Below are 25,408 nucleotides of genomic sequence, written 5' to 3' on the forward strand. Positions count from 1 at the left end.
ATCTCAATTTGTAAATAACATTGAACGGCTGAATAACTTGTCGTCACTACACCTGCTATCGCTGACCAGGAGTCCGTTTTGCCAACCTCATCTGCCACCAAAACTATTCTGACCGCCGCCCACTGGGGACCCATACTGGTCGAAACCGATGGTGAAAACGTCATCTCGTCGCGCGGAGCGCTTGATACGCCTTTCGCCAACTCCCTGCAAACTGCCGTGCGCGATCAGGTGCACAGCAAAACTCGGGTACGTTACCCGATGGTGCGTAAGGGCTTCCTCGCCTCGCCAGAAAGCCCACAAGGCGTGCGCGGGCAGGACGAGTTTGTGCGGGTGAGCTGGGAGCAGGCGCTGGATCTGATTCACGCTCAGCATCGACGCATTCGCGACAGCTATGGCCCGAGCGCCATCTTCGCGGGTTCCTACGGCTGGCGTTCTAACGGCGTGCTGCACAAAGCGGCGACGCTGCTCCAGCGCTATATGAGCCTGGCGGGCGGTTATACCGGGCATCTGGGCGATTATTCCACCGGCGCGGCGCAGGCGATCATGCCGTACGTGGTTGGCGGTAATGAGGTTTATCAGCAGCAGACCAGCTGGCCAATGGTGCTGGAACATAGCGATGTGGTGGTGCTGTGGAGCGCTAACCCATTAAATACGCTAAAAATTGCCTGGAACGCTTCCGATGAGCAGGGCATCCCGTGGTTCGATCGTCTGCGTCAGAGCGGGAAGCGGGTGATCTGCATCGATCCAATGCGATCGGAAACGGCGGAATTCTTTGGCGACGCGGCGGAGTGGATCGCCCCGCATATGGGCACCGACGTGGCGCTGATGCTCGGTATCGCCCATACGCTGGTGGAAAACGGCTGGCAGGATGACGCGTTTTTGGCCCGCTGCACCAGCGGCTATGACGTTTTCGCTCGCTATCTGACCGGGGAGAGCGACGGAACGGCCAAAACGGCGGAATGGGCGGCGGCGATCTGCGGCATTAGCGCGGAGAAAATTCGCGAACTGGCACAACTTTTCCACGAAAACACCACCATGTTAATGTCCGGCTGGGGAATGCAGCGCCAGCAGTTTGGCGAACAAAAGCACTGGATGCTGGTGACCCTTGCCGCCATGCTCGGCCAGATTGGCACCGAGGGCGGAGGCTTTGGCCTCTCCTATCACTTTGCCAACGGCGGCAACCCTACGCGCCGCGCGGCGGTGCTGGCCTCAATGCAGGGCAGCGTGGCGGGCGGTACCGATGCAGTGGAAAAAATCCCGGTCGCGCGCATCGTTGAAGCGCTGGAAAACCCCGGGGCGTCTTATCAACATAACGGTATGGAACGCCGCTTCCCGGATATCCGCTTTATCTGGTGGGCGGGCGGCGCCAACTTTACCCATCATCAGGATACCAATCGCCTGATCCGCGCCTGGCAAAAGCCGGAGCTGGTGGTGATTTCCGAATGCTTCTGGACCGCGGCGGCGCGCCATGCCGATATCGTCCTGCCTGCGACAACCTCATTTGAACGCAACGATATGACGATGACCGGCGATTACAGTAACCAGCATCTGGTGCCGATGAAACGGGTGGTCGCGCCGCGCGATGAAGCGCGCGATGATTTCGAGGTTTTCGCCGATCTCAGCGAGCGCTGGGAAGCGGGCGGGCGGGAGCGCTTCACTGAGGGTAAAAACGATCTGCAGTGGCTGGAGACGTTTTACCAGATTGCCGCCCAGCGCGGGGCGGCGCAGCAGGTTTCCCTGCCGCCGTTCGCCCAGTTCTGGCAGGACAATCAGTTGATTGAAATGCCGGAAAATCCTGAAAACGCGCGTTTCGCCCGCTTTGCCGCCTTCAGGGCCGATCCGCTGGCGAATCCGCTGAAAACCGCCAGCGGAAAAATTGAAATTCACTCGCCGACCATCGCCGGGTTTGCTTATGCGGATTGCCCGCCGCATCCTATGTGGCTGGAGCCGGACGAGTGGCACGGCAATGCGCAGGCAGGCCAGCTTCAGGTGCTTTCCGCACATCCGGCGCATCGCCTTCATAGCCAGCTCAACCAGACGTCGCTGCGTGAACGGTACGCTGTGGCGGGCCGTGAACCGTTAACCCTTCATCCGCAGGATGCGCAGGCGCGCAATATTGCCGATGGCGATCTGGTGCGGGTATGGAATTCACGCGGTCAGGTGCTGGCCGGCGCAGTGGTAACCGACGGTATCCGTCCGGGGGTTATTTGCCTGCATGAAGGGGCGTGGCCGGATCTCGACGCTCAGGCGGGTATCTGCAAAAACGGTGCGGTAAACGTGCTTACCAAAGATATTCCCACCTCGCGACTGGGCAACGGCTGCGCCGGAAATACGGCGCTGGCCTGGCTGGAAAAATATACCGGACCCGAGCTTACGCTGACGGCATTTGATCCGCCGACCAATGCATAATCCAGGTTGGATGCTGGGTTTCATCCTGCCATGCGCAGTCTTCAATGCGGAAGCCTTGCGCATGGTAGAAATTTACCGCCTGAACGTTTTTCTGATATACCTCGAGGCTGAGCCAGCCGTAGTGTTTTTTGACTTCGCCGATTAGCGCGCTGCCGATACCCTGTCTGACGGCGTCCGGCGCAACGAACAGCGCGCCGATGAAGCGGGATTCCATTACGCTGATAAAGCCCTTCAGCATGCCATCCTGTTCCCAGACCCAGGTTTGGGCGGCGGGCAGATAAACGTCGCGCACTATCGCCAGGCTATCATGCCAGTAGCTTTCGGCGATAAACGGGTGCGCGTGGATCGTACTTTCCAGCCACAGCTCAAGCAGCGGGCCGGTTTCGCTAGCGTCCCAGTGACGAATCATCCTGGCCTCCTGTGCGACAGAAACAGCCGGTGACGTGGTCATTGACCAGACCGCAGGCCTGCATAAAGGAGTAGCAGATAGTGGAGCCGACAAACTTAAAGCCGCGTTTTTTCAGCGCTTTCGATAGCGCGTCAGAAGCGGGGGTGGTTGTCGGGATCTCCGCCAGCGTGGCGGCGGTCGTCACCTGCGGTTGATTGTCGACGAACGACCAGACGAAATCTGCGAAAGGTTCGCCATTTTCTTCCATTGCCAGGAAGGCGCGAGCGTTGCCGATGATGGCCTGGATTTTACCGCGGTGGCGAATAATACCGGCGTCGAGAAGCAGACGTTCAATATCTTCTTCACCCATAGCGGCGACGCGAACCGGGTCAAACTGGTGAAAAGCGTTGCGGTAGTTTTCACGCTTTTTCAGCACGGTGATCCACGATAGTCCGGCCTGCTGGCCCTCAAGGCAAATCATCTCAAACACCTTACGAGGATTCTTTTCCGCAACGCCCCACTCGCTATCGTGATACTCAATGTATAAAGGATCCTGACTGACCCATCCGCAACGTTGCATCTGCCTCTCCCTTTTGTCATAAAAATCAGTCGTTCAACTTGACGGCTGAAAGATAAAGATAATAGTTAATACAGGGTTATTATTCCCACAGCAGGAATAGGGCACCCCATAAAAAAACACAGCAACTTTGCCGTTTCGGCTCTTTTTGGAGTCGCATTAATGATAATAAAGAAATGCAATGGCCTCCGGGGATTCCTGGTCCCGGCGTGCGTATCCGTCTGGGCGTCGTGTGTTGCCGGTGCGAATGCCTGGCAACAGGAATATATCGCTATCGATACAAAAAGTAATACAGCGGAACGCTATACATGGGACAGCGATCACCAACCGCGCTATGAAGATATTCTCGCGGAGCGGATAAATGCGGCCGACGATCCTTCAGGACTGGCATTTAATAAGGCAGTCTCCCCGGCAGATAGCGCCCGCGGGATGAGCGTCGGCTGGAATTTCTCTCTGCTCGAGGGCATGACGTCCGGTCCGGTAGCCAGTTTACATACCGATTTGACTTCGCCGCTGCTTAGCCGAAATGCCGCCGGAGCCGGCTATGTGAATACGCTGGGCTGGCGGGTCGATTACCAGAAATTATGGGGCGTACATCCGTGGGCGCAGGTGAGCTATAACCAGGGATTAACGACGGATTCTGGCGGGCCGAATCGCGCGCAGGATGGCGCCTGGCGGGACGTGACCTTTGGCGCGGATATGTCGCTTAACCCCCATATAGCCGCCTGGGCGGCGCTATCGCAGGCGGATAATGTGCCCTCCGGGGAAAACTATCTCTATTTAATGGGCGTGAGCGCCAATTTTTAATTTATTTGTATCATGTTTTATTTAATTTATTAACGTATCAGTTACAGCAGTGACGCATCTTGCAGCGATAGTGGACACTAACTTTGCAGTAAATATTTAAGGCGTGAATGTTTTGCAATGTCATTCATTCCGTCTTTTATGCATTTCATTCCGCAGTAGCGGCAGCTCATGCCTTTTTTCCCCAGGCTTACAGGGGACTTCGTTATGGTGGCGGCAGTTAATTATTCAGGACAACTGCTATGAACGCTGAAAACCGTCAATACACCCGCTGGCTCACGCTGCTCGGCACTATCATTACGCAATTTGCGCTGGGATCGGTTTATACATGGAGTTTGTTCAATAGTTCCCTTTCCGCCAAGCTGGACGAACCGGTAAGCCAGGTGGCGTTCTCATTTGGCCTGCTAAGCCTTGGTCTGGCGCTCTCCTCATCCGTGGCGGGTAAATTACAGGAACGTTTTGGCGTCAAACGCGTCACCATGGCGTCAGGCGTTCTGCTGGGCCTCGGTTTCTTCCTTACCGCTCATTCAAACAGCCTGATGATGCTGTGGCTGAGCGCGGGCCTGCTGGTGGGGCTGGCGGATGGCGCCGGCTATCTGCTCACGCTGTCAAACTGCGTCAAATGGTTCCCGGAACGTAAGGGGCTGATCTCCGCCTTTTCCATCGGTTCTTATGGGCTTGGCAGCCTGGGCTTTAAATTTATTGATTCCCATCTGCTGGCGACGGTCGGCCTTGAGAAAACCTTTATTATCTGGGGCGCTATCGTGCTGGTGATGATTGTGTTCGGCGCGACGCTGATGAAAGACGCACCGAACCATACCGCTACCGCCAACAACGGCGTCGTCGAAAACGACTTCACCCTTGCCGAATCGATGCGTAAACCACAGTACTGGATGCTGGCGGTAATGTTCCTGACCGCCTGCATGAGCGGCCTGTACGTGATTGGCGTGGCGAAAGATATTGCCCAGGGGATGGTGCACCTTGATGTGGCGACGGCAGCTAACGCGGTCACGGTGATCTCTATCGCTAACCTTAGCGGTCGCCTGGTGCTGGGGATCCTGTCTGATAAAATGTCCCGTATTCGAGTGATTACCATCGGGCAGGTTGTTTCGCTTATCGGTATGGCGGCGCTGCTGTTCGCTCCGCTGAACGCCACCACTTTCTTCGCCGCCATTGCCTGCGTGGCCTTTAACTTCGGCGGTACGATTACCGTCTTCCCGTCGCTGGTCAGCGAATTCTTTGGTCTCAATAACCTGGCGAAAAATTACGGCGTGATTTATCTCGGCTTTGGTATCGGCAGCATTTGCGGTTCCCTGATTGCGTCCCTGTTCGGCGGTTTCTACGTGACCTTCTGCGTCATCTTTGCGCTGCTGATTCTCTCCCTGGCGCTATCGACCACCATCCGCCAGCCGAAAAGTGAGATTTATCACGAAGCGCATGCCTGAAGCCGGGCGTTATCGTGGTCTCGATGATTAATCACCTAAGCTAATAGTGCCAATCCAACCAAATGTTTTGTAAATGTTTGGTTGGATCACATTCCCTCCTGATACTTTTCCCTTCCGCTGTGGTCTACTTAGCGCGCATTGTAGAGGTTTCTTATAACCAAGCTAAACGCACTTTATTAACCTGCTTACTTATATTGCTTAAGTCGGGCGGTTTTATCTCTTCGTTTTCCAGGTTTTTTGCATGAAATACATTAAAACGATGACGCAGCTGAAGCTCAGTATCTGGCTGGCGCTGTACATCGGCTGGTTTATGAACGCTGCCGTACTCTTCCGCCGCTTCGAAGGGTACGCTCAGGAATTTACCATCTGGAAAGGACTCTCAGGGGCAGTGGAACTGGTCGGGACTTTCCTGGTCACCTTCTTTCTGCTGCGTATTTTGTCGCTGTTCGGACGCCGGGTCTGGCGTATCCTCGCGACTATCGTCGTTCTATTCTCCGCTGCCGCCAGCTATTACATGACCTTCCTGAACGTGGTGATCGGCTACGGGATTATCGCCTCGGTGATGACCACCGACATCGACTTATCCAGAGAAGTGATCGGCTGGCACCTGATCCTCTGGCTGGTGCTGATGAGCGCGCTGCCGCTGCTGCTTATCTGGAGCAACCGCTGCCGCTTCACGCTGCTGCGGCAAATTCGTACCCCTGGCCAGCGGATGAAGAATATTACGATCGTATTGCTGGCGGGATTGATGGTCTGGGGGCCAATCCGTTTGCTGGAGGTCCGTCAGAAGAACTTCGAGCGGAGCTCAGAGGTCGATCTGCCAAGCTACGGCGGCGTAGTGGCTAACTCCTACCTGCCGTCAAACTGGCTTTCGGCGCTGGGGCTGTACGCGTGGGCGCAGGTTGATGAGTCATCGGATACTAAATCCCTGATTAATCCGGCGAAAAAATTTACCTACGTGGCGCCCGAAGGGCTCGACGATACCTACGTGGTGTTTATCATCGGCGAAACCACCCGCTGGGATCATATGGGGATTCTGGGCTATAGCCGTAATACCACGCCTAAGCTGGCGCAGGAGAAAAACCTGGTCGCTTTTCGCGGATACTCCTGCGATACCGCGACTAAGCTGTCCCTGCGCTGTATGTTCGTCCGTCAGGGCGGGGCGGATGATAATCCGCAGCGGACGCTGAAAGAACAGAACGTTTTTGCCGTTCTGCATCAGCTTGGCTTTACCGGCGACCTGTATGCCATGCAGAGCGAGATGTGGTTCTACAGCAACACGATGGCGAACAATATCGCCTATCGCGAGCAGATTGGCGCGGAGCCGAGTAACCGCGGCAAGAGTGTTGACGATATGCTGCTGGTGGACGAAATGAAGCGCGGTCTGGCGAAGAATCCCAATGGTAAGCATCTGATTATTCTGCATACCAAAGGGTCGCACTTTAACTATACCCAGCGCTATCCGCGCAGTTTTGCGCAGTGGCAGCCGGAGTGCGTTGGCGTCGATAATAAGTGTTCGAAGGCTGAGCTGATTAACTCGTATGATAACAGCGTGACCTATGTCGATCACTTTATTGTCAGCGTGCTGGATCAGCTGCGGGATAAGAAAGCGATTGTTTTCTATGCCGCCGACCACGGCGAGTCCATTAATGAGCGCGAGCACCTGCATGGTACGCCTCGCAAGATGGCGCCGCCGGAGCAGTTCCGCGTGCCGATGATGGTATGGATGTCGGATAAGTATCTGGCGTCTCCCGATCATGCCGCCTCTTTTGCTCGCCTGAAGCAGCAGGCAGCCATGAAGGTGCCGCGCCGCCACGTAGAGCTGTATGACACCATTATGGGCTGTCTTGGCTATACTTCGCCGGATGGCGGGATTAACCAATATAACAACTGGTGCCACGTTCCTGACGCTGCGGCGAAAAAGCCGTAGCGGAGTGGCGAGTTTCTCGCCGCTTGAGCGACTTTTTCATAATAAGGCATTGACGGGTGTGTATCGCAGCAGTAAGATGCGCCCGCATTCGGTGATTGGCGCAGCCTGGTAGCGCACTTCGTTCGGGACGAAGGGGTCGGAGGTTCGAATCCTCTATCACCGACCAAATTCAAAAGCCTGCTCAACGAGCAGGCTTTTTTGCATCTGTAGCTTTTACTGATATGCAGCATCGCCTCCGGGAAATTAGCCGCATCGCACACCGCTCCCGGGGGCGGCGCAAAGCGCCTTGCCCGGGCTACAGGTTCAGCATTGTTTGCGGGCAGGTAGCCCGGACAGATGCGCAGCATCGCCTCCGGGAAAAGGCGCTGCCTGCTAAGAGTGTGAAAAAACGCATCCATCCTCATTTCCTGCCGCCAATTCCCTGTTTTGTGACATCTTCCATTGTATTTTTTTATATATGCTCCGATCTTTTTTCGCGAAGCTTATGGATAACTTCAGCATTTTCCGCTGTGCGTTTTAACGTTCACGCTATTTATCGCTCACATATTGGTCACATCGCAAGAAATTTTTACCATTTCCTGGAATTGCTTATGACTGCCTGTTGAAAAATATAAAGGGCTTTATTCTGTCTATTGGCCGCTAGCATAAATTTCTCTGCTGGAAATAGCGCATTGCACTTTTTTTAATCTTTGCCTGCCGATTCTCACCCCGGATGTAAAACCAGGTTGGCTGTATTGACGTTTCCCCATTCTGTTGACAGATTGTAGGGCATGAGGGGCATTTCATGGAGAATCCGTACTGCAACTCAGTCGTTTTTGCGAAAGGAATCCCCATCTCTCTCAACGCTTTCGGGCACCACCGACCGGACCGGGTATATTCTAAATAGTTCGAGCTGCGGGAAGGCGGCAAGCTTGAGAATCCCCAGGAGCATAGATGGCTATGTGACTGGAGCGATCGAGCGCAGCCGACGCATCCGTAGTTCGAAATATGACGAATAAAAATAAATAAAGGTCTGGCGGATATATGCAAACAACATCACATTTGGAGCAGAATAATGAGTATTTCCTTGAAGAAATCAGGGATGCTGAAGCTTGGTCTGAGCCTGGTTGCCATGACCGTCGCAGCAAGCGTACAAGCGAAGACCCTGGTTTATTGTTCAGAAGGTTCGCCGGAAGGCTTTAACCCACAGCTCTTCACCTCTGGTACCACCTATGACGCCAGCTCAGTGCCAATTTATAACCGCCTGGTAGAATTCAAAACCGGCACCACGGAAGTTATTCCGGGCCTGGCGGAGAAATGGGAAGTTAGTGAAGACGGAAAAACCTATACTTTCCATCTGCGTAAAGACGTGAAGTGGCAGGATAACAAAGATTTTAAACCGACCCGCACGCTGAACGCCGATGACGTCGTTTTCTCATTCGACAGACAAAAAAATACCAATAACCCGTACCACAAAGTGTCTGGCGGCAGCTATGAATACTTTGAAGGCATGGGATTACCAGACCTGATTAGCGAAGTGAAGAAAGTGGACGATAATACCGTCCAGTTCGTGCTGACCCGTCCGGAATCGCCGTTCCTTGCCGACCTCGCTATGGACTTCGCCTCTATTCTGTCAAAAGAGTATGCCGATAACATGCTGAAAGCCGGTACGCCGGAGAAAGTGGACCTCAACCCAATCGGTACCGGTCCGTTCCAGCTGCTGCAGTATCAAAAAGACTCCCGTATTCTCTATAAAGCCTTCCCGGGTTACTGGGGCACTAAGCCGAAAATCGATCGCCTGGTCTTCTCCATCACCCCTGATGCTTCCGTGCGCTACGCTAAGCTGCAGAAAAATGAATGCCAGATCATGCCGTACCCGAACCCGGCAGACATCGCGCGCATGAAGGAAGACAAAAATATCACCCTGCTGGAACAGCCGGGTCTGAACGTCGGCTACCTCTCTTTCAACACCGAGAAGAAGCCGCTGGATGATGTCAAAGTTCGTCAGGCGCTGACCTACGCGGTAAACAAAGAAGCGATTATCAAAGCCGTTTATCAGGGCGCCGGCCAGGCCGCGAAGAACCTGATCCCGCCGACCATGTGGGGCTATAACGACGACATTAAAGACTACACCTACGATCCAGAAAAAGCGAAAGCGCTGCTGAAAGAGGCAGGACTGGAAAAAGGCTTTACCATCGACCTGTGGGCGATGCCGGTACAGCGTCCGTATAACCCGAACGCGCGCCGTATGGCTGAGATGATTCAGGCCGACTGGGCTAAAGTTGGCGTCCAGGCCAAGATCGTGACCTTCGAGTGGGGTGAATACCTCAAGCGCGCGAAAGCGGGCGAGCACCAGACCGTAATGATGGGCTGGACCGGCGACAACGGGGATCCGGATAACTTCTTCGCGACCCTGTTTAGCTGCGCCGCGGCAAAAGACGGTTCTAACTACTCCCGCTGGTGCTACAAGCCGTTTGAAGACTTGATTCAACCGGCTCGCGCTACCGACGACCACAACAAGCGTATTGAGCTGTACAAACAGGCTCAGGTTGTGATGCATGACCAGGCGCCGGCGCTGATCGTCGCTCACTCCACCGTCTATGAGCCGGTGCGTAAAGAGGTCAAAGGCTACGTGGTCGATCCATTAGGTAAACACCACTTCGATAACGTCTCTATCGAATAATAACAGCGTGTTTCCCCTCTCCCCGCCTTGGGGAGAGGGAATTGACATTTGTGAGCAATACAGACGTCCTGTCACCAGGCGGGTCGTCACTAGAGAGAATCCGGGTTATGTTGCAGTTCATTCTCCGACGTTTGGGACTTGTCATCCCGACATTTATCGGTATTACCCTTCTCACTTTTGCCTTCGTTCATATGATTCCCGGCGACCCGGTGATGATTATGGCGGGCGAACGTGGTATTTCCCCTGAACGTCACGCGCAGCTGCTGGCCGAGATGGGCCTTGATAAACCGATGTGGCAGCAGTACGTCAACTATATTTGGGGCGTGATGCACGGTGATTTGGGCATCTCGCTGAAAAGCCGTATTCCCGTCTGGGAAGAGTTCGTACCGCGCTTTAAAGCCACGATGGAGCTGGGCGTCTGCGCGATGATTTTTGCCGTCATTGTCGGTATCCCGGTGGGCGTGCTGGCGGCGGTTAAGCGCGGCTCTATCTTCGACCACACCTCCGTTGGCCTCGCGCTGACCGGCTACTCTATGCCCATCTTCTGGTGGGGCATGATGCTAATCATGCTGGTGTCGGTGCAGCTCAATCTGACGCCGGTTTCCGGGCGTATCAGCGATACCGTCTTCCTTGACGATACCCTGCCGTTGACCGGATTTATGCTGATCGATACCGCGATTTGGGGCGAGCCGGGCGACTTTATTGATGCGGTAATGCATATGATCCTGCCCGCAGTGGTGCTGGGGACGATTCCCCTGGCGGTGATCGTGCGTATGACCCGTTCGTCGATGCTGGAAGTGCTGGGTGAGGATTATATCCGTACCGCGCGCGCGAAAGGCCTGACGCGGATGCGGGTAATCATCGTGCATGCTTTACGTAACGCGATGCTGCCGGTGGTCACGGTTATCGGCCTGCAGGTCGGTACGCTGCTGGCGGGGGCTATCCTGACCGAAACCATCTTCTCCTGGCCGGGCCTTGGCCGCTGGCTGATTGATGCGCTGCAGCGCCGCGACTATCCGGTGGTGCAGGGCGGGGTGCTGCTGGTGGCGACGATGATTATTCTCGTCAACCTGCTGGTCGACCTATTGTACGGCGTGGTGAACCCGCGTATCCGGCATAAGAAGTAAGGGGCCATCATGTCACAAGTTACTGAAAATAAAGTTGTCGCCGCGCCGGTGCCAATGACCCCGTTGCAGGAGTTCTGGCACTATTTTAAACGTAATAAAGGCGCCGTCGTGGGGCTGGCCTATGTCGCGGTGATGATCATCATCGCCGTCTTCGCCAACTTCCTCGCGCCTTACAATCCGGCGGATCAGTTCCGCGATGCGCTGCTGTCTCCGCCGTTCTGGCAGGAGGGCGGCAGCATGTCCCACCTGCTCGGCACCGATGACGTTGGCCGCGATATCCTGTCGCGCCTGATGTACGGCGCGCGCCTGTCGCTGCTGGTAGGCTGTCTGGTCGTTGTGCTATCGCTGATCCTCGGTGTGGTGCTCGGTCTTGTCGCGGGCTATTTTGGCGGCGTGATTGACTCGGTCATTATGCGCGTTGTCGACATTATGCTGGCTCTGCCAAGTCTGCTGCTGGCGCTGGTGCTGGTGGCCATCTTCGGCCCGTCGATCGTCAATGCCTCAATAGCGCTGACCTTTGTCGCCCTGCCGCACTACGTGCGTCTGACCCGCGCGGCGGTGCTGGTAGAGGTGAACCGCGATTACGTCACCGCTTCCCGCGTGGCGGGGGCTGGCGCGATGCGTCAGATGTTTATCAACATTCTTCCTAACTGCCTTGCGCCGCTGATTGTTCAGGCGTCTCTGGGCTTCTCTAACGCCATTCTCGATATGGCCGCTCTTGGCTTCCTTGGCATGGGTGCGCAGCCGCCGACACCGGAGTGGGGCACGATGCTCTCCGACGTGTTGCAGTTCGCGCAGAGCGCCTGGTGGGTCGTCACCTTTCCCGGTGTCGCTATCCTGCTGACGGTGCTGGCATTTAACCTGATGGGTGACGGTCTGCGTGACGCGCTCGATCCCAAACTGAAGCAGTAAGAGGTTCGAGATGGCGTTATTAAATGTAGATAAACTCTCGGTGCACTTCGGCGACGAAGGGACGCCGTTCCGCGCCGTAGATCGCGTGAGCTACAGCATAAATCAGGGCGAAGTGGTTGGTATCGTCGGCGAGTCCGGTTCAGGTAAATCGGTTAGCTCTTTGGCGATTATGGGGCTGATTGACTATCCCGGCCGGGTGATGGCTGAAAAGCTGGAGTTTAACGGTCGCGACCTGAAGCGCATTTCCGAAAAAGAGCGCCGCCAGCTGGTGGGCGCGGAAGTGGCGATGATCTTCCAGGACCCGATGACCAGCCTGAATCCGTGCTATACCGTCGGCTACCAGATCATGGAAGCCATTAAGGTGCACCAGGGCGGCAACAAGAAAACCCGCGTGCAGCGGGCGATTGACCTGCTGACGCTGGTCGGTATCCCCGACCCGGCTTCGCGTCTTGATGTCTATCCGCATCAGCTTTCCGGCGGTATGAGCCAGCGCGTGATGATTGCGATGGCCATCGCCTGTCGGCCAAAGCTGCTGATTGCCGATGAACCCACGACGGCGCTGGATGTGACTATCCAGGCGCAGATCATTGAACTGCTGCTGGAGCTGCAGCAAAAAGAGAATATGGCGCTGATCCTGATCACCCACGATCTGGCGCTGGTGGCCGAAGCGGCGCACAAAATCATCGTCATGTACGCGGGGCAGGTGGTGGAAACCGGCGACGCGCAGGATATCTTCCGCGCGCCTCGCCACCCCTATACGCAGGCGCTGCTGCGCGCGCTGCCGGAGTTCGCTCAGGATAAAGCGCGCCTTGCCTCGCTGCCGGGCGTGGTGCCGGGTAAATACGACCGTCCGAACGGCTGTTTGCTTAATCCGCGCTGCCCCTATGCGACAGACAAATGCCGCAGTGAAGAACCTGAGCTGAACCTGCTTAACGGCGGTCGCCAGTCGAAATGCCATTACCCACTTGATGATGCCGGGAGGCCTGGGCTATGAGTACGCATGAGGCCACCACGCAACAGCCTCTGTTGCTGGCCACCGATCTGAAAAAATACTACCCGGTGAAGAAGGGGCTGTTTGCGCCGGAACGCCTGGTCAAAGCGCTGGACGGCGTTTCGTTTACCCTTGAACGCGGTAAAACGCTGGCGGTGGTGGGGGAGTCTGGCTGCGGCAAGTCGACGCTCGGTCGTCTGCTGACGATGATTGAAATTCCCACCGGCGGCGAGCTTTACTACCAGGGACAGGACCTGTTGAAGCACGATCCGCAGGCGCAGAAGCTGCGCCGGCAGAAAATCCAGATTGTGTTCCAGAATCCCTACGGTTCGCTTAACCCGCGTAAAAAGGTGGGGCAGATTCTCGAGGAGCCGCTGCAGATCAACACCAGCTTGAGCAAAGAGCAGCGCCGGGAGAAGGCGCTGGCGATGATGGCGAAAGTGGGTCTGAAAACCGAACATTACGACCGTTATCCGCATATGTTCTCCGGCGGCCAGCGTCAGCGTATCGCCATTGCCCGCGGTCTGATGCTTGACCCGGACGTGGTGATCGCCGATGAACCGGTCTCCGCGCTGGACGTTTCGGTGCGCGCGCAGGTGCTGAACCTGATGATGGATTTACAGCAGGATATGGGGCTTTCTTACGTCTTCATCTCTCACGATTTGTCGGTCGTGGAGCATATCGCTGATGAAGTCATGGTGATGTATCTGGGCCGCTGCGTGGAGAAAGGGACGAAGGATCAAATCTTCAATAACCCGCAGCATCCGTACACTCAGGCGCTGCTGTCAGCCACGCCGCGTCTGAATCCGGATGACCGCCGCGAGCGTATCAAGCTCACCGGCGAGCTGCCGAGCCCGCTGAATCCGCCGCCGGGATGCGCGTTTAACGCCCGCTGTCGCCGCCGTTTTGGCCCATGTACCCAGCTTCAACCGCAGTTGAAAGACTACAGCGGCCAGCTGGTGGCCTGCTTTGCGGTCGATCAGGATCAAAACGGCGAGAAGCCGCTGAGCTGATCCAGGTAACCGATAATCAAAGCCGAAGCCTGTGCTTCGGCTTTTTTTAGCCCGGACTCAGCGCTGTTGGAACAAACCTACAACGAACAATGCTGGCACCCTACGCCAGTACAATAGTTATTGCGGGAGAGCGAGATAACTACATGAAAATATTTTGTTTTATCTTCGTTCTTTCTTTGGTTGGAGCGGGTAAGCAGCAAAGGTGATTCATGAAGTTGTTCCTTGTTGTTCGGTCAACGCTTTATATTCCTGGTTTTTAGCTAACATCCTGAGCTATTTATTTTGCGCCGCGGTGTTATTTATTATTTTAATTAAGCGTGGCAGGTGATTACTAAAGACATTAAAAAATATTAAAATGTTTTCTCTTTCGCATTCAGTCGGCGCGTATTACACGGTTTTTAAAAGTTAAACGGCATAAAAAACTACGGTCTGCTGATAGCCCGGCAGGTTGCGGGGGGATTGATGACGCTGCCGCCCAAAAAATGGGGCTATCATTTTGAAAAAGAGCTGTTAGTGTAGCCGCACTACCGCTATGGAATTAAACCAGTCAGGCTTATTCAAAATAATCAAATTAATACTAAAGTTAGCGTATCGTGACGGGCGTAACTCCCCAAAAAACAACCCATTAAACTATGCTCTGGCGGCATAGCATGACAATTAAAACAGATTAAATATGATGTATTTAAAATCATGAGGTTATCTATGAACCATTATGATGATTTGCAGCGCTTTAAGGAAAAGACGCGGACACACAGTCTCCCATTCAAGGACCTCTCATCAGAAACCGGCGCCGGTGAAAAAGGCGATTGGGTTATTCTCAATCAGCTTATTCCTGCGGAGCAAGCATCCTCTTTGGCTATGGGCGGATCGGTATCTTTACCCCTGCCGCAGCTGGTGCCGGCCAATATGTTTCATCAGGTGGAGCGGACAGCCATTCAGACCGCGCCGGCGGCATCGTCGGTTGCGCCGTCGGTAATGATTCCCGACCCTGTCGCCCCATCCGCGCCGCAGCCTGTTCCCGCGGTGAGTCATATTGCTCCGGTTGCCGTAGAACCGATAGTGCAGGCAGGCGAGGCCGCGACCGGGCAAGCGTTCCGGACAGCCGTATCGCAACCTGTTGCGCCGCTATCTGACCACGTGCCAGCTCCGGCTGTCAGACCTCGCCCGGCGATAGCGCCGACGGTGGACGGTTTTGCCCATCTCTTTGCGGCAAAAACGGTGGCACCAGCGGCGAAAGATAAAGATCAGCCCCTGAAATCACTCTTAGAAAGGATTGCGACATGCCGTTGATCTGCGTGTGTTCGCCGAAAGGCGGCGTAGGAAAGACGACCCTGGCGGCAAACCTGGCCTGGGCGTTGGCCCGCGCAGGCAGCAAAGTCCTCGCTCTGGATTTTGATGTGCAGAACGCGCTGCGCCTGCATTTTGGCGTGCCTCTCGGCGATGAGCGTGGGTATGCCGCAAAAGCGCTGGAGCTCCATGACTGGAGCCAGTGCGTGTTAAGCGCCGGCAGCAATATTTTCGTTTTGCCCTACGGCGAGGTGAGCGAGGCGCAGCGACAGGCGTTCGATGAGCGTCTGACCCATGACGCGCATTTCCTGACGCGCGGGCTGGCGGCACTGCTTAACTACCCTGGGCTGATTACCGTTGCCGACCTGCCGCCGGGTCCTTCACCCGCGCTAAAGGCGCTGACTTCGCTGGCCGACATGCATCTGGTACCGCTGCTGGCGGATACCGCATCGATGTCCGCATTGTCGCACGTGGAAAAGCAGCGCCTGACCGGAGGCGCTCTCAACGCTAAACACGGTCACTATTTTGTGATTAACCAGAGCGATAACCGTCGCCAGGTCAGTCGCGATGTCACGGCGTTGATGGAAGAAAAGCTGGGCGATCGTCTGCTGGGCATTATTCATCGTGATGAAAGCGTGGTGGAGGCAAATGCCTCCCAGAAGTCGATCCTCGACTTTAACTCATCCTCCGCAGCCGCCTTTGATATTGAAATTATTGCCAAAAAAATCTCTGCGCAGTTGGGTATCAATATCGGCGACGGCACGGTGCACAGCCAGCCTCGCAGGTCAGGTCTTTAATTTAACTGCAGGGCTGCTGAATGAAAAAAACGCTTTTCTGGGCGCTGGTATTGGTGCTTGCGCCCATTGCCGTGCTGGTGGTGATTACGCCGATGGACAGCCAAAAGCAGTCTATTTTTGGCCTGCTGAGCATCGGTATTCTCTTTGTTATGGGTTTCAGTAAAAACCGCAGCGTTTCCGTCATTATGGTGGTGACATCGCTGTTGATGTCGACCCGTTATATGTATTTTCGTCTGACGCAGACCCTGCATTTCAACTCCACCATCGAAGCGATTCTGGGAATGGGGTTGTTTCTGGCGGAAGTCTATATCTGGGTGATGTTGCTGCTGAACTACCTGCAAACGGTCTGGCCGCTGAAGCGTGAAATCGTCCCGTTGCCCGATGATATGAGCCAGTGGCCGACGGTAGATATCTATATTCCCAGCTATAACGAACCGCTTGAAGTGGTGCGTGATACCGTGCTCGCTGCGCAATGTATTGATTATCCAAAAGATAAATTAAAAATCTATTTGCTGGATGACGGCAAGCGTAACGAATTCGCGGTATTCGCCGCCGACGTTGGGGTAGGGTATATCACCCGCAACGATAACAAACACGCCAAGGCAGGCAACCTCAACCACGCGATGACGCTAACCAACGGCGAGCTGATCTGCGTTTTTGACTGCGACCACGTGGCAACCCGCGTCTTCTTGCAGGCAACGGTGGGGGGATTCCTCAAAGACCCGATGCTGGCGCTGGTGCAGACGCCGCACTATTTTTACTCGCCGGATCCCTTCGAGCGCAATCTCTCCGTCGGCCGCAATATTCCCAACGAAGGGATGCTGTTTTATGGTCCGATTCAGCAGGGAAACGACAACTGGAATGCGACCTTCTTCTGCGGTTCCTGCGCGGTTATTCGCCGCGCTGCGCTGGAGCAGATCGGTGGCTTTGCGGTTGAGACCGTCACCGAAGACGCCCATACCGCGCTGAAGTTCCAGCGTCTGGGCTGGAAATCGGCGTTCCTGGATATTCCTCTGGCGGCAGGTTTGGCTACCGAACGCCTGGTGGTGCACGTCATTCAGCGTACCCGCTGGGCCCGCGGGATGACGCAAATTTTCCGTCTGGATAACCCGCTACTTGGGCGTGGGCTAACGTTCCAGCAGCGCCTGTGCTACCTCAGCGCCATGCTCTATTATCAGTTCGCTCTGCCGCGCGTGGTCTTTGTCACCGCACCGCTGGCCTATCTGCTGTTCAACCTGAATATCATCTACTCCTCGGCGAGCCTGATTGTTTCCTACGCGCTGCCGCATCTGTTCCTCGCGATCTATGTCGGATCGCGCATGAACGGCCGCTATCGCTACAGTTTCTGGGGCGAAATCTACGATATCGTGCTGGCCTTCCACCTGGTACTGCCAACGCTGGTCACCATGATTTTCCCCAAACGCGGAAAATTCAACGTGACCGATAAAGGCGGCCTGCTGGACGTGGGCTACTTCGACTTTACCGTCGTCAGGCCACACCTGGTCGTCGCCTGCCTGCTGGGCCTGGGGGTGGTGGTTGGTATCGTCCGCGCCATCGGTCACGACTATTTTGGCTCAGACCCGAACGTTATCGCGCTGAACGTCGGTTGGGGGATTTACAGCCTGATTTTCCTGCTGGCCGCCATTGCCGTGGCGCGCGAAACCCGTCAGGTACGAAAAACGATTCGTATTGATGTCGATATCCCGGTGCTTATCCACTACACCAGCGGCATTGTCTCCCGCAGCCACACCGCAGATCTGTCCATGGGCGGTTGCCGCGTAAGCGCGCCGGATAAGCGTCACCTGGAGGATGAAATCGAAGAGATTGAGCTGATTCTTCAGTCCGGAGCGATTTCGATCCCGGTACGCCAGGTCACCGCTGACGATCGGTTTATCCGCCTGCAATTTGATGAAAACATTCAGCTTTCCCGTCGCCGTGAACTGGTGCGGGTGGTGCTGGCCCGCGCCGATGCGTGGATTAACCCGCCGCGCCCGCAGGACAACCCGTTCCGCTCTTTCGCCACGATTTTACGCTGCGTATTTGAACTCTTCTGGCTGACGTGGAAGACGCGCCGCAGCCAGCGTCGTCAGCCCTCTGCGGCAAACCCCGCGCAGGAGGATGGCAGTCTATGAAATCCTTAACGACGCTCGCGCTGCTGGTTGGAGTGCTCTCTGCGCCAGCGCTGCACAGCGAGGAGATGCCCGCAGATTCATTGCCGGAGCTTAACTTTCCGCTTCCAGATGCGGCTGCGAACAGCGCATCGGCGCCCGCTAGCGAAGCGAATTCACCGGCGACGACGGAAGCTGCGTCGGCAAACGCCGATCAGCCGGATTCGCTACCCGCGCTGCCGCCGATAACGCCTGTTGTCCCTGATACGGTACCGCTTACGCCGATCGTTGGCGGCAATCTTAACCTGATGCAGATGGGCATGCCGGACGGCATTATCCTCAGCGGTGGACAAAATCAGGGCGGCGCCAGCTTTACGCTCCCCTCCGATCAGGTGGTCACCCACGCCCAGCTGATGCTGGAGGTCAAGGTTTCGCCGGCGATGGCGTCCCGCAACGCCACGCTGCAATTAATGCTCAACGGCCAGCCGCTCGGCACCTTGCCGCTGGGGGCTGATGGCGAGGATGTTTCGCACTACCAGCTGGATATCCCGGCGGCGCTGATGGTGTCCAGCAACAACCTGAGCTTTAAGATTAACGACGGCGATGCGCTGCAGTGCCGGCTCGATATTCACGACACCTCGCGGGTAACCATTCTGCCCGGCTCCCACTTTAGCTGGGAGAGCCAGCAGCTCAATATCAGCAACGATTTGGGCCACTTCCCGCGCCCGTTTTTCGACCGTATGCAGATGACGCCAGCGGATATCGCTATCGCGTATCCGGAGAAACCAACGGCGGATATTTTCAGCGCAGCGGCGCTGGTGTCGTCATGGCTGGGTATTCAGGCCGACTATCGCGGTATCGCTTTTGACGCGCTGCGCGATCGCCTGCCCGAGAAACACGGGATTATCATCGGTCATCCCGGGGATCGGGTGGGCGGCCTGACGCTGCCGCAAACCGACAAACCGCTGCTGCGGATCGTGGAAAATCCCGGTAATCCGGCTTATAAGCTGCTGCTGATCGTCGGCCAGAATGACGCCGCACTGCGCATGGCCGCGTGGCGCCTGACCCGCGGCGATTTCGCCCCGCAGACGGCCAGCATGACCGTGGATCCGCAGGCGATTCCCGTCGGCAAGCCCTACGATGCGCCGCGCTGGATCGCCACCGATCGTCCGGTAAAAATCAGCGAGCTGATCCGTCAGGATCAAAGTATGACCGTTAGCGGCGTGTGGCATGAACCGCTGCGCGTGGCCTTTCGCGCCGCGCCGGATCTTTATCTGTGGGATGGAGAAACTATCCCCCTGCAAATTGGCTATCGTTTCCCGTCGGAGAGCTGGATTAACGAGGATAAGTCGCTGCTGAGCGTGACGCTGAACAACACCTTCCTTAATAATCTACCGATGAACAAACAGGGGCCGCTGGAGAAGCTCTGGCGGCATCTGGGCGGCGACGCGCGTCAGGAACGGTTTACTATCCCGCTGGCGCCGTATCTGATTTACGGTGATAACCAGCTGTCGCTCTATTTCAACCTGGTGCCGAAGGATAACGCGCCCTGTTCGCTCCTGCTGAACAGCACTATCAAGAGTCGAATCACCGACGATTCGTGGATCGATTTGAGCGGTACGCGGCACTTCTCGCTGCTGCCGAATCTTTCCTATTTTGTCGGCGCTTCGTTCCCGTTCTCCCGGTTAGCGGATTATTCGCAAACTACGCTGCTGCTGCCGGAACAGCCTTCGGAAACCCAGGTGGCGATGATGCTGAATCTGGCAGCCCGTTCGGGTAATTCAACCGGCAAAGCGTTAGCCAACAACCGCGTAATATTGGGCGTTCCTGACGGCGGCGCCAATGCGCCGCTGCTGCGCGATCGCGACGTGCTGGCGGTCAGTTCCCTCGAGCAACAAGCGTTTAACCAGCGCCTGCTGGCCCATTCCCCCTACGCCCCGGTCGATAACCTGCTGAGCGTACGTGAACCGACGCTGTGGGAAAAGATTCAGCGCAGGCTGAGCGGCGACTGGGCTTCTGACGGCGTCGATGCCGACCGCTATTTCTCCTCCAGCAGCGCCTGGCGCGGTTTTATCAGCTATCGCTCACCGTGGAACCCGCAGCGGGTGGTGGTGGTGGCGATGGCCAGCAGCGACGATCAGCTGGCGAAACTGGAAGACGATCTTAATTCCCCGCGTATCAATGCCGGTATTCGCGGCGATACGGCAGTGATCACCAGCGATAACGGCGTGCGTAGCTTCCAGGTCAGCACGCCGTTCCCCAGCGGCCAGATGCCGTGGTACATGATGGCGGTATGGTACGCCAATCAGCACTCCGGGCTGCTGGCGGTGCTGGGGTTGATTATGACATCGATTCTGGGTCTGGCGCTGACCGCCATGTTTAAACGTCATGCTCGTAAGCGCCTGGATTCGGGAGAGAGCCAATGAAAAGAGCCAGCAGAATGAATACCCATGCAGCCCGTCAATTTTCTACGCTGTGCCTGTCCGGCGCGCTGACGCTTGGCGCATTCGGCGGAGCGCACGCGGCGGGTAACGATGCCGCGCTACAAGCGTTGTTCGCACAGGCCAACTACTGGCACGAAAAATCGCATGACGAACTGGCGATGGAATCGCTGCAAAAAGTGCTATCGGTGGATGCCAACAACGCTCAGGCGCTGTACCTGATGGCGCTATGGGCGCAGCAGGGGGGCAATCTGCAGGCCGCAGCCCAGTGGCGGGCGCGGCTGGAGAAAGCGGCGCCCGACAGCCCCGGACTACAGGATCTGGATAGCGCAAAAAAAATGGCGCAGGTGCCGCAGGGACAGCTCACTCTGGCCAGACAGCAGGCGCGCAGCGGCAATGTTCCCGCCGCGCTGGCGACCTGGCGGAGTATGTTTAACGGCAACGTTCCGCCTTCCGGGCTGGCGGCCGAATACTATATGACCATGGCCAGCGACAAGGCGCTCTACCCACAGGCGTTGAGCGAACTACGTCAATACGTCGCGCAGCATCCGCAGGAGAACGCGCCGCGCGTTGCCCTGGGCAAAGTGCTCACCTGGCGCGAAGAGACCCGCCGGGAAGGCATCGCCATGCTGGAGCCGATGGCCAGCGGCAGCAAAGAAGCCGATAGCGGGCTGCGTCAGGCGCTGCTGTGGCTGGGGCCGCAGCCGGGGGATGAGCCGTTTTACGACACCTGGATGCAGCGTCATCCGCAGGATACTGAAGTCCAGAACTACTTTCGCGAACGGCGCAGCGGCCAGGCGCGCGGCCAGGGCTATTCTGACCTCAACAGCGGCAATACCGCCGCGGCGAAGCAGCAGTTTGAACAGGTTCTGCAAAGCAACCCGCAGGACGCTGACGCGCTGGCCGGAATGGGCTATATCGCCCAGCGCAGCGGCGATTTTCAGGCGGCCTCTCAGTATTTGAGCCGGGCGGCGGATCTCGGCGGCGATGGCTCGGAAACCCGTCGTCAGCAGGCGGCGGATGCGCTGTTTTACGGGCAGCTCGCCCAGGCGCAGCAGGCTTACAAGCAAGGGAATATTAGCCAGGCGCTGGCGCTCTCTGCGCCGCTGGCGCAGCAGAGCGGGACGCAGGGCACGGCGGCGAAGCTGTTCCGCGCCGACGTTCTGCGCCATAACAAAGATTTGCCGCAGGCCGAACAAACGCTACGGGCGCTGCTCAACGACCAGCCGCAAAACGGCCCGGCGCGGGAGAATCTCTATTACGTTCTGCGCGAACAGAATAAAACGGCAGAAGCGCAGGCGATGCTGCGCACGCTGCCGGAAAGCCTGCAGCAAAAACTGCAGCCGCGGGTGGTCATCGGACAGCCCGGCGATTCGCTGCGTCGCCAGGCGCAGGAGCAGGCCAGCGCCGGTAACGTGACGGCGGCTATCGCCATGCTGCGCCAGGGGCTTTCTCGCTATCCGGACGATGCGTGGATGCGCCTCGATCTGGCCCGTATGCTGCAAAAAGCCGGTAACGACGGTGAGGCAAATGCGGTTATGGGCGCCGCCTGGCGTCCCGGCGCCGGCGCCAGCTCGCTGTACGCTGCGGCACTTTTTGCCAGCGAGAACGGCGGCTGGCAGCAGGCGCAAACCCTGCTGGCAAGAATTCCCCCCGCCAGTCAGACCAGCCAGATGCGCGACCTGAAACAACGGGTGAACTACAACCTGCAGCTGGCGACGGCGGAGAGCTATCTGGCGCAGGGCAATACCGTTGCCGCTGCTAATACGCTCAGGACGATGACCGCAACGCCGCCTGAAGCCCCGGCGGATGTGGGTAAACTGGCGCGGCTGCTGGCCCAGAGTGGCGATGTCACCACCGCGGTATCGCTGGTGCGCAACAATATTAACGGCGGTATCTCAGGTAATGCCGGGGATTATGCCGATCAGGTGACGGTACTTAACCAGGTGGGCCTGACAACCGAAGCGCAGAGTCTGCTCACTAACCCGCAGCTGCAGGCAAGCAGTACGCCGACGCAGCTGGCCAGTATTCGCAACGGTTATGTGATTAACGAAGCGGACCATCTGCGCGAGCAGGGCAACTACGCGGCAGCGTATGACAAGCTGATGGGCGCGATGCAGAACGACCCGCAAAATACCGATCTGATGTTCGCTATGGCGCGGCTCTATCAGAGCGGCAAAATGAACAAAGAGGCCGGTGTCGTCTATGACTATCTGATGACCCGCGATACGCCGACGCAGGATGCGCGCAGCGGGGCTATTGATGTCGCACTCTCGGCGGGGAATAGCGAACGGGCGGCGCAGCTGGCGGGTGGACTGCGCCCGGATAATTCGCCGGACCGTTTGCTGCTGCTGGCGCGCGTTGCCGAGTCGCAGGGGCATCATCAGCAGGCGATGACTTACCTGCGCAGCGCCCGCGGCAGGCTGCTGGGACAACAGAGCAGCAATGGCGCGCAAACGCCGACCGTGGGCGGCGCGCTGGCGGCGGATAATCCGTTTGTCGGCGTTTCGCGTACCCCCGGGGCGACGCGTGCGGCCTCCGCCTACGGGCAATATATGCCGTGGCAGGTCTCTCAGGTATCGACCGGGGATGGCGGCGCGCTGCCGGGGATCCAGCGCACCGATCTGCCGGTCGAAACCGCCCAGACCCGGATGCTGCGCCAGGTGGATACCATGATGGAGACGTTGCAGGAAAAAACCGGCACCTGGCTGCAGGGGGGCATGGAGGTTCGCGGTCGCGACGGCGAATCCGGCACCAGTAAGCTCAGCGAGATAAAAACCCCGCTCACCTGGTCCTCATCGCCGTTTGGTGATTCGCGTTTCGATTTTACCGTTACGCCGATTACGCTGAACGCGGGGACGGCGACCGGCGACGCCTGGCGGCGTTACGGCGCGAACCCGCTATCCAATGCAGTCTCCAATATGATTTCCACCGCGACCAGCGAGCAGGCGGCGATTGCGGCGATGACCGCGACCGAGCGCACGACGTACTTTGCCAACAATCCGGGGGCGGAAGCCTTGAGCGGTCTGGGCACGCTCAAGGCCTCTGACTTTAATGCCACCACCAGCAGCGGCATGGAGAATCTGGCGAAACTCGGAACTTACGATTCCGGGCAGGTCGCCAGCTATCTGGCCTCTTCCAGCCTGAAGCCGAATGTCGATCAGGCGAGCGGCTCAACCGATTCACAAAAAGCCAACGGCGTGGAGCTGGCTCTGGCGCTGAGCGGCGACGAATACCGCGTCGATATCGGCAGCACGCCTTTGGGCCAGGATCTAAATACCGTGGTGGGCGGCGTAAAGTGGTCGCCGAAGCTGACCAACTATCTGTCGTTGATTTTTACCGGCGAGCGTCGGTCGCTGACCGACAGTCTGCTCTCCTGGGTAGGGCTGAAGGATTCCTACTCCGGCAAGACCTGGGGGCAGGTGACCAAAAACGGCGGTACCCTGCAGCTAAGCTATGACGACGGCGATGCCGGTTTCTACGTCGGCGGCGGGGGCTATAGCTACCTGGGACAAAACGTCGCCAGCAATACCAGCATAAACGCCAACGCCGGAGTTTATTTGCGGCCTTACCACGATGAGTATCGTCAGCTGCAGACCGGGTTGAGCATGAGTTACATGGATTACTCGAAAAACCTGAGCTACTTCACCTACGGGCAAGGGGGCTACTTCAGCCCGCAGAACTACGTCAGCGTATCGCTGCCGGTGAGCCTGACGGAAAAATATGACAACTGGACGATGAAACTTGGCGGCTCGGTGGGCTATCAATCCTATAGCCAGGATAAGAGCGCTTATTTCCCGACTAACGCCGGGTGGCAGCAGGCCCTCGAGACCGCAGTGAGCAACGGTTTTGCCAAAGAAGCCTACTATTCAGCCACTTCGAAGAGCGGTATCGGCTATACCCTACGCGCCGGCGCAGATTACAAAGTCAACAAACAAATGACGCTCGGTGGTCAGGTTGGCTATGACACCTTCGGCGATTATAACGAGAGCACCGCTGGTCTCTATATCCGCTACATGCTGGGAGATAACTGATCGTGACGGACAATAATAACGCGCAGGTTATGACGTGGTTTCAGCAGCAGCAAACGCCTGCCGGATGGTTCGATCTGCTGCTCATTATGGTTGATGGTATGGTCAACAACGCGGGTGAGCTGGAGAGCCAGCCCTTTCTGCGGCAGATGGGCGAGGCGCTGGCCGATGAACATCCGCTGCCGGAGTCTGAGACTCTCGGCCAGCTGGAGACCAACATGAATGCTCTGCTAAGCCGCTTTCAGTGGGGCTTCGTCAGCGTCGAGGTGAACGATGAAGGCCTGCGATTACGCCATCAGGCTCTGCCGGTCAGCCGCGATGAAGCGCGGCGCATCCGCTGGTGTAATGCATTTTGTGCCATACTCGAGGGGCTCTATTCCCGCTGGTTACAGGGACAGGGCGGCGCGGCGCACGTGGTTTTACAGCGTGAGCGGCTGTTTTCAGTCTCTGACGTTCAGTTTCTTTACTTCCATCCCTAATGGGTGA

The 25,408-nt window shown here is 56.9% G+C and carries 16 protein-coding genes, 1 tRNA gene and 1 pseudogene; 16 read left to right on the forward strand and 2 right to left on the reverse strand.

The window, feature by feature from the left end; genetic code table 11:
* The first annotated feature begins 78 nt into the window (after positions 1-78).
* Positions 79-2,409 carry a molybdopterin guanine dinucleotide-containing S/N-oxide reductase gene (locus K2184_RS05190; RefSeq protein WP_004116318.1) on the forward strand — a complete coding sequence of 777 codons (2,331 nt, stop codon included), beginning with the start codon at positions 79-81 and terminating at the stop codon, positions 2,407-2,409.
* Here the strand turns inward: K2184_RS05190 and K2184_RS05195 are convergent.
* Both K2184_RS05195 and tag read right to left on the reverse strand, forming a co-directional pair.
* On the reverse strand, positions 2,372-2,818 hold the full coding sequence (locus K2184_RS05195) for an N-acetyltransferase (RefSeq protein ID WP_004116315.1): 447 nt from the start codon (positions 2,816-2,818) through the stop codon (positions 2,372-2,374). The genes K2184_RS05190 and K2184_RS05195 overlap by 38 nt on opposite strands.
* Positions 2,796-3,377 (reverse strand): DNA-3-methyladenine glycosylase I, encoded by a 582-nt coding sequence (gene tag, locus K2184_RS05200; protein ID WP_163524759.1) that lies wholly within the window; start codon positions 3,375-3,377, stop codon positions 2,796-2,798. The genes K2184_RS05195 and tag overlap by 23 nt, the downstream gene beginning before the upstream one ends.
* A gap of 159 nt (positions 3,378-3,536) precedes the next feature.
* Between tag and K2184_RS05205 the strand changes: the two genes are divergently transcribed.
* From K2184_RS05205 to bcsD, 15 genes and pseudogenes are all read left to right on the forward strand, one after another.
* The gene (locus tag K2184_RS05205; protein ID WP_004116310.1) at positions 3,537-4,181 is read left to right on the forward strand and encodes a hypothetical protein; all 645 of its coding nucleotides are present in this window, start codon (positions 3,537-3,539) and stop codon (positions 4,179-4,181) included.
* A 239-nt stretch (positions 4,182-4,420) separates the two neighbouring features.
* The gene (locus K2184_RS05210) at positions 4,421-5,623 is read left to right on the forward strand and encodes an L-lactate MFS transporter (RefSeq protein ID WP_163524761.1); all 1,203 of its coding nucleotides are present in this window, start codon (positions 4,421-4,423) and stop codon (positions 5,621-5,623) included.
* 241 nt (positions 5,624-5,864) lie between these two features.
* Positions 5,865-7,553: a kdo(2)-lipid A phosphoethanolamine 7''-transferase gene (gene eptB / locus K2184_RS05215; protein WP_004116305.1), complete on the forward strand. Its 1,689-nt coding sequence runs from the start codon at positions 5,865-5,867 to the stop codon at positions 7,551-7,553.
* A gap of 89 nt (positions 7,554-7,642) precedes the next feature.
* Positions 7,643-7,719 (forward strand) — tRNA-Pro (locus tag K2184_RS05220).
* 888 nt (positions 7,720-8,607) lie between these two features.
* Positions 8,608-10,215, forward strand: a complete 1,608-nt coding sequence (dppA, locus tag K2184_RS05225) for a dipeptide ABC transporter periplasmic-binding protein DppA (RefSeq protein WP_004116299.1) — start codon at positions 8,608-8,610, stop codon at positions 10,213-10,215.
* A gap of 107 nt (positions 10,216-10,322) precedes the next feature.
* Positions 10,323-11,342, forward strand: a complete 1,020-nt coding sequence (gene dppB / locus K2184_RS05230; protein ID WP_004106742.1) for a dipeptide ABC transporter permease DppB — start codon at positions 10,323-10,325, stop codon at positions 11,340-11,342.
* A 9-nt stretch (positions 11,343-11,351) separates the two neighbouring features.
* A complete protein-coding gene (dppC, locus tag K2184_RS05235; RefSeq protein ID WP_163524763.1) occupies positions 11,352-12,254 on the forward strand; it encodes a dipeptide ABC transporter permease DppC in 903 nt (300 codons plus the stop codon).
* Positions 12,255-12,264: 10 nt separating this feature from the next.
* Positions 12,265-13,248 (forward strand): dipeptide ABC transporter ATP-binding protein, encoded by a 984-nt coding sequence (gene dppD / locus K2184_RS05240; RefSeq protein ID WP_023321751.1) that lies wholly within the window; start codon positions 12,265-12,267, stop codon positions 13,246-13,248.
* Positions 13,245-14,258: a dipeptide ABC transporter ATP-binding subunit DppF gene (gene dppF, locus K2184_RS05245; RefSeq protein ID WP_004106735.1), complete on the forward strand. Its 1,014-nt coding sequence runs from the start codon at positions 13,245-13,247 to the stop codon at positions 14,256-14,258. The genes dppD and dppF overlap by 4 nt, the downstream gene beginning before the upstream one ends.
* A gap of 702 nt (positions 14,259-14,960) precedes the next feature.
* Positions 14,961-15,548, forward strand: a complete 588-nt coding sequence (locus tag K2184_RS05250) for a cellulose biosynthesis protein BcsO (RefSeq protein ID WP_016807732.1) — start codon at positions 14,961-14,963, stop codon at positions 15,546-15,548.
* Between the two features lies 1 nt (position 15,549).
* Positions 15,550-16,342, forward strand: a pseudogene (gene bcsQ, locus K2184_RS05255) (cellulose biosynthesis protein BcsQ).
* A gap of 20 nt (positions 16,343-16,362) precedes the next feature.
* Positions 16,363-18,474 (forward strand): UDP-forming cellulose synthase catalytic subunit, encoded by a 2,112-nt coding sequence (bcsA, locus tag K2184_RS05260; protein ID WP_004106724.1) that lies wholly within the window; start codon positions 16,363-16,365, stop codon positions 18,472-18,474.
* Positions 18,471-20,876, forward strand: coding sequence for a cellulose biosynthesis cyclic di-GMP-binding regulatory protein BcsB (gene bcsB / locus K2184_RS05265; RefSeq protein ID WP_023321748.1), 2,406 nt, complete (start codon positions 18,471-18,473; stop codon positions 20,874-20,876). Before bcsA ends, bcsB begins: the two co-directional genes overlap by 4 nt.
* A complete protein-coding gene (locus K2184_RS05270; protein WP_023321747.1) occupies positions 20,873-24,925 on the forward strand; it encodes a cellulose biosynthesis protein BcsC in 4,053 nt (1,350 codons plus the stop codon). Before bcsB ends, K2184_RS05270 begins: the two co-directional genes overlap by 4 nt.
* Positions 24,925-25,401 carry a cellulose biosynthesis protein BcsD gene (gene bcsD, locus K2184_RS05275; RefSeq protein ID WP_024274803.1) on the forward strand — a complete coding sequence of 159 codons (477 nt, stop codon included), beginning with the start codon at positions 24,925-24,927 and terminating at the stop codon, positions 25,399-25,401. The genes K2184_RS05270 and bcsD overlap by 1 nt, the downstream gene beginning before the upstream one ends.
* Positions 25,402-25,408: the final 7 nt, after the last annotated feature.

The organism is Klebsiella sp. K5-306 (assembly GCF_051835185.1).
Lineage (GTDB): Bacteria > Pseudomonadota > Gammaproteobacteria > Enterobacterales > Enterobacteriaceae > Klebsiella > Klebsiella oxytoca.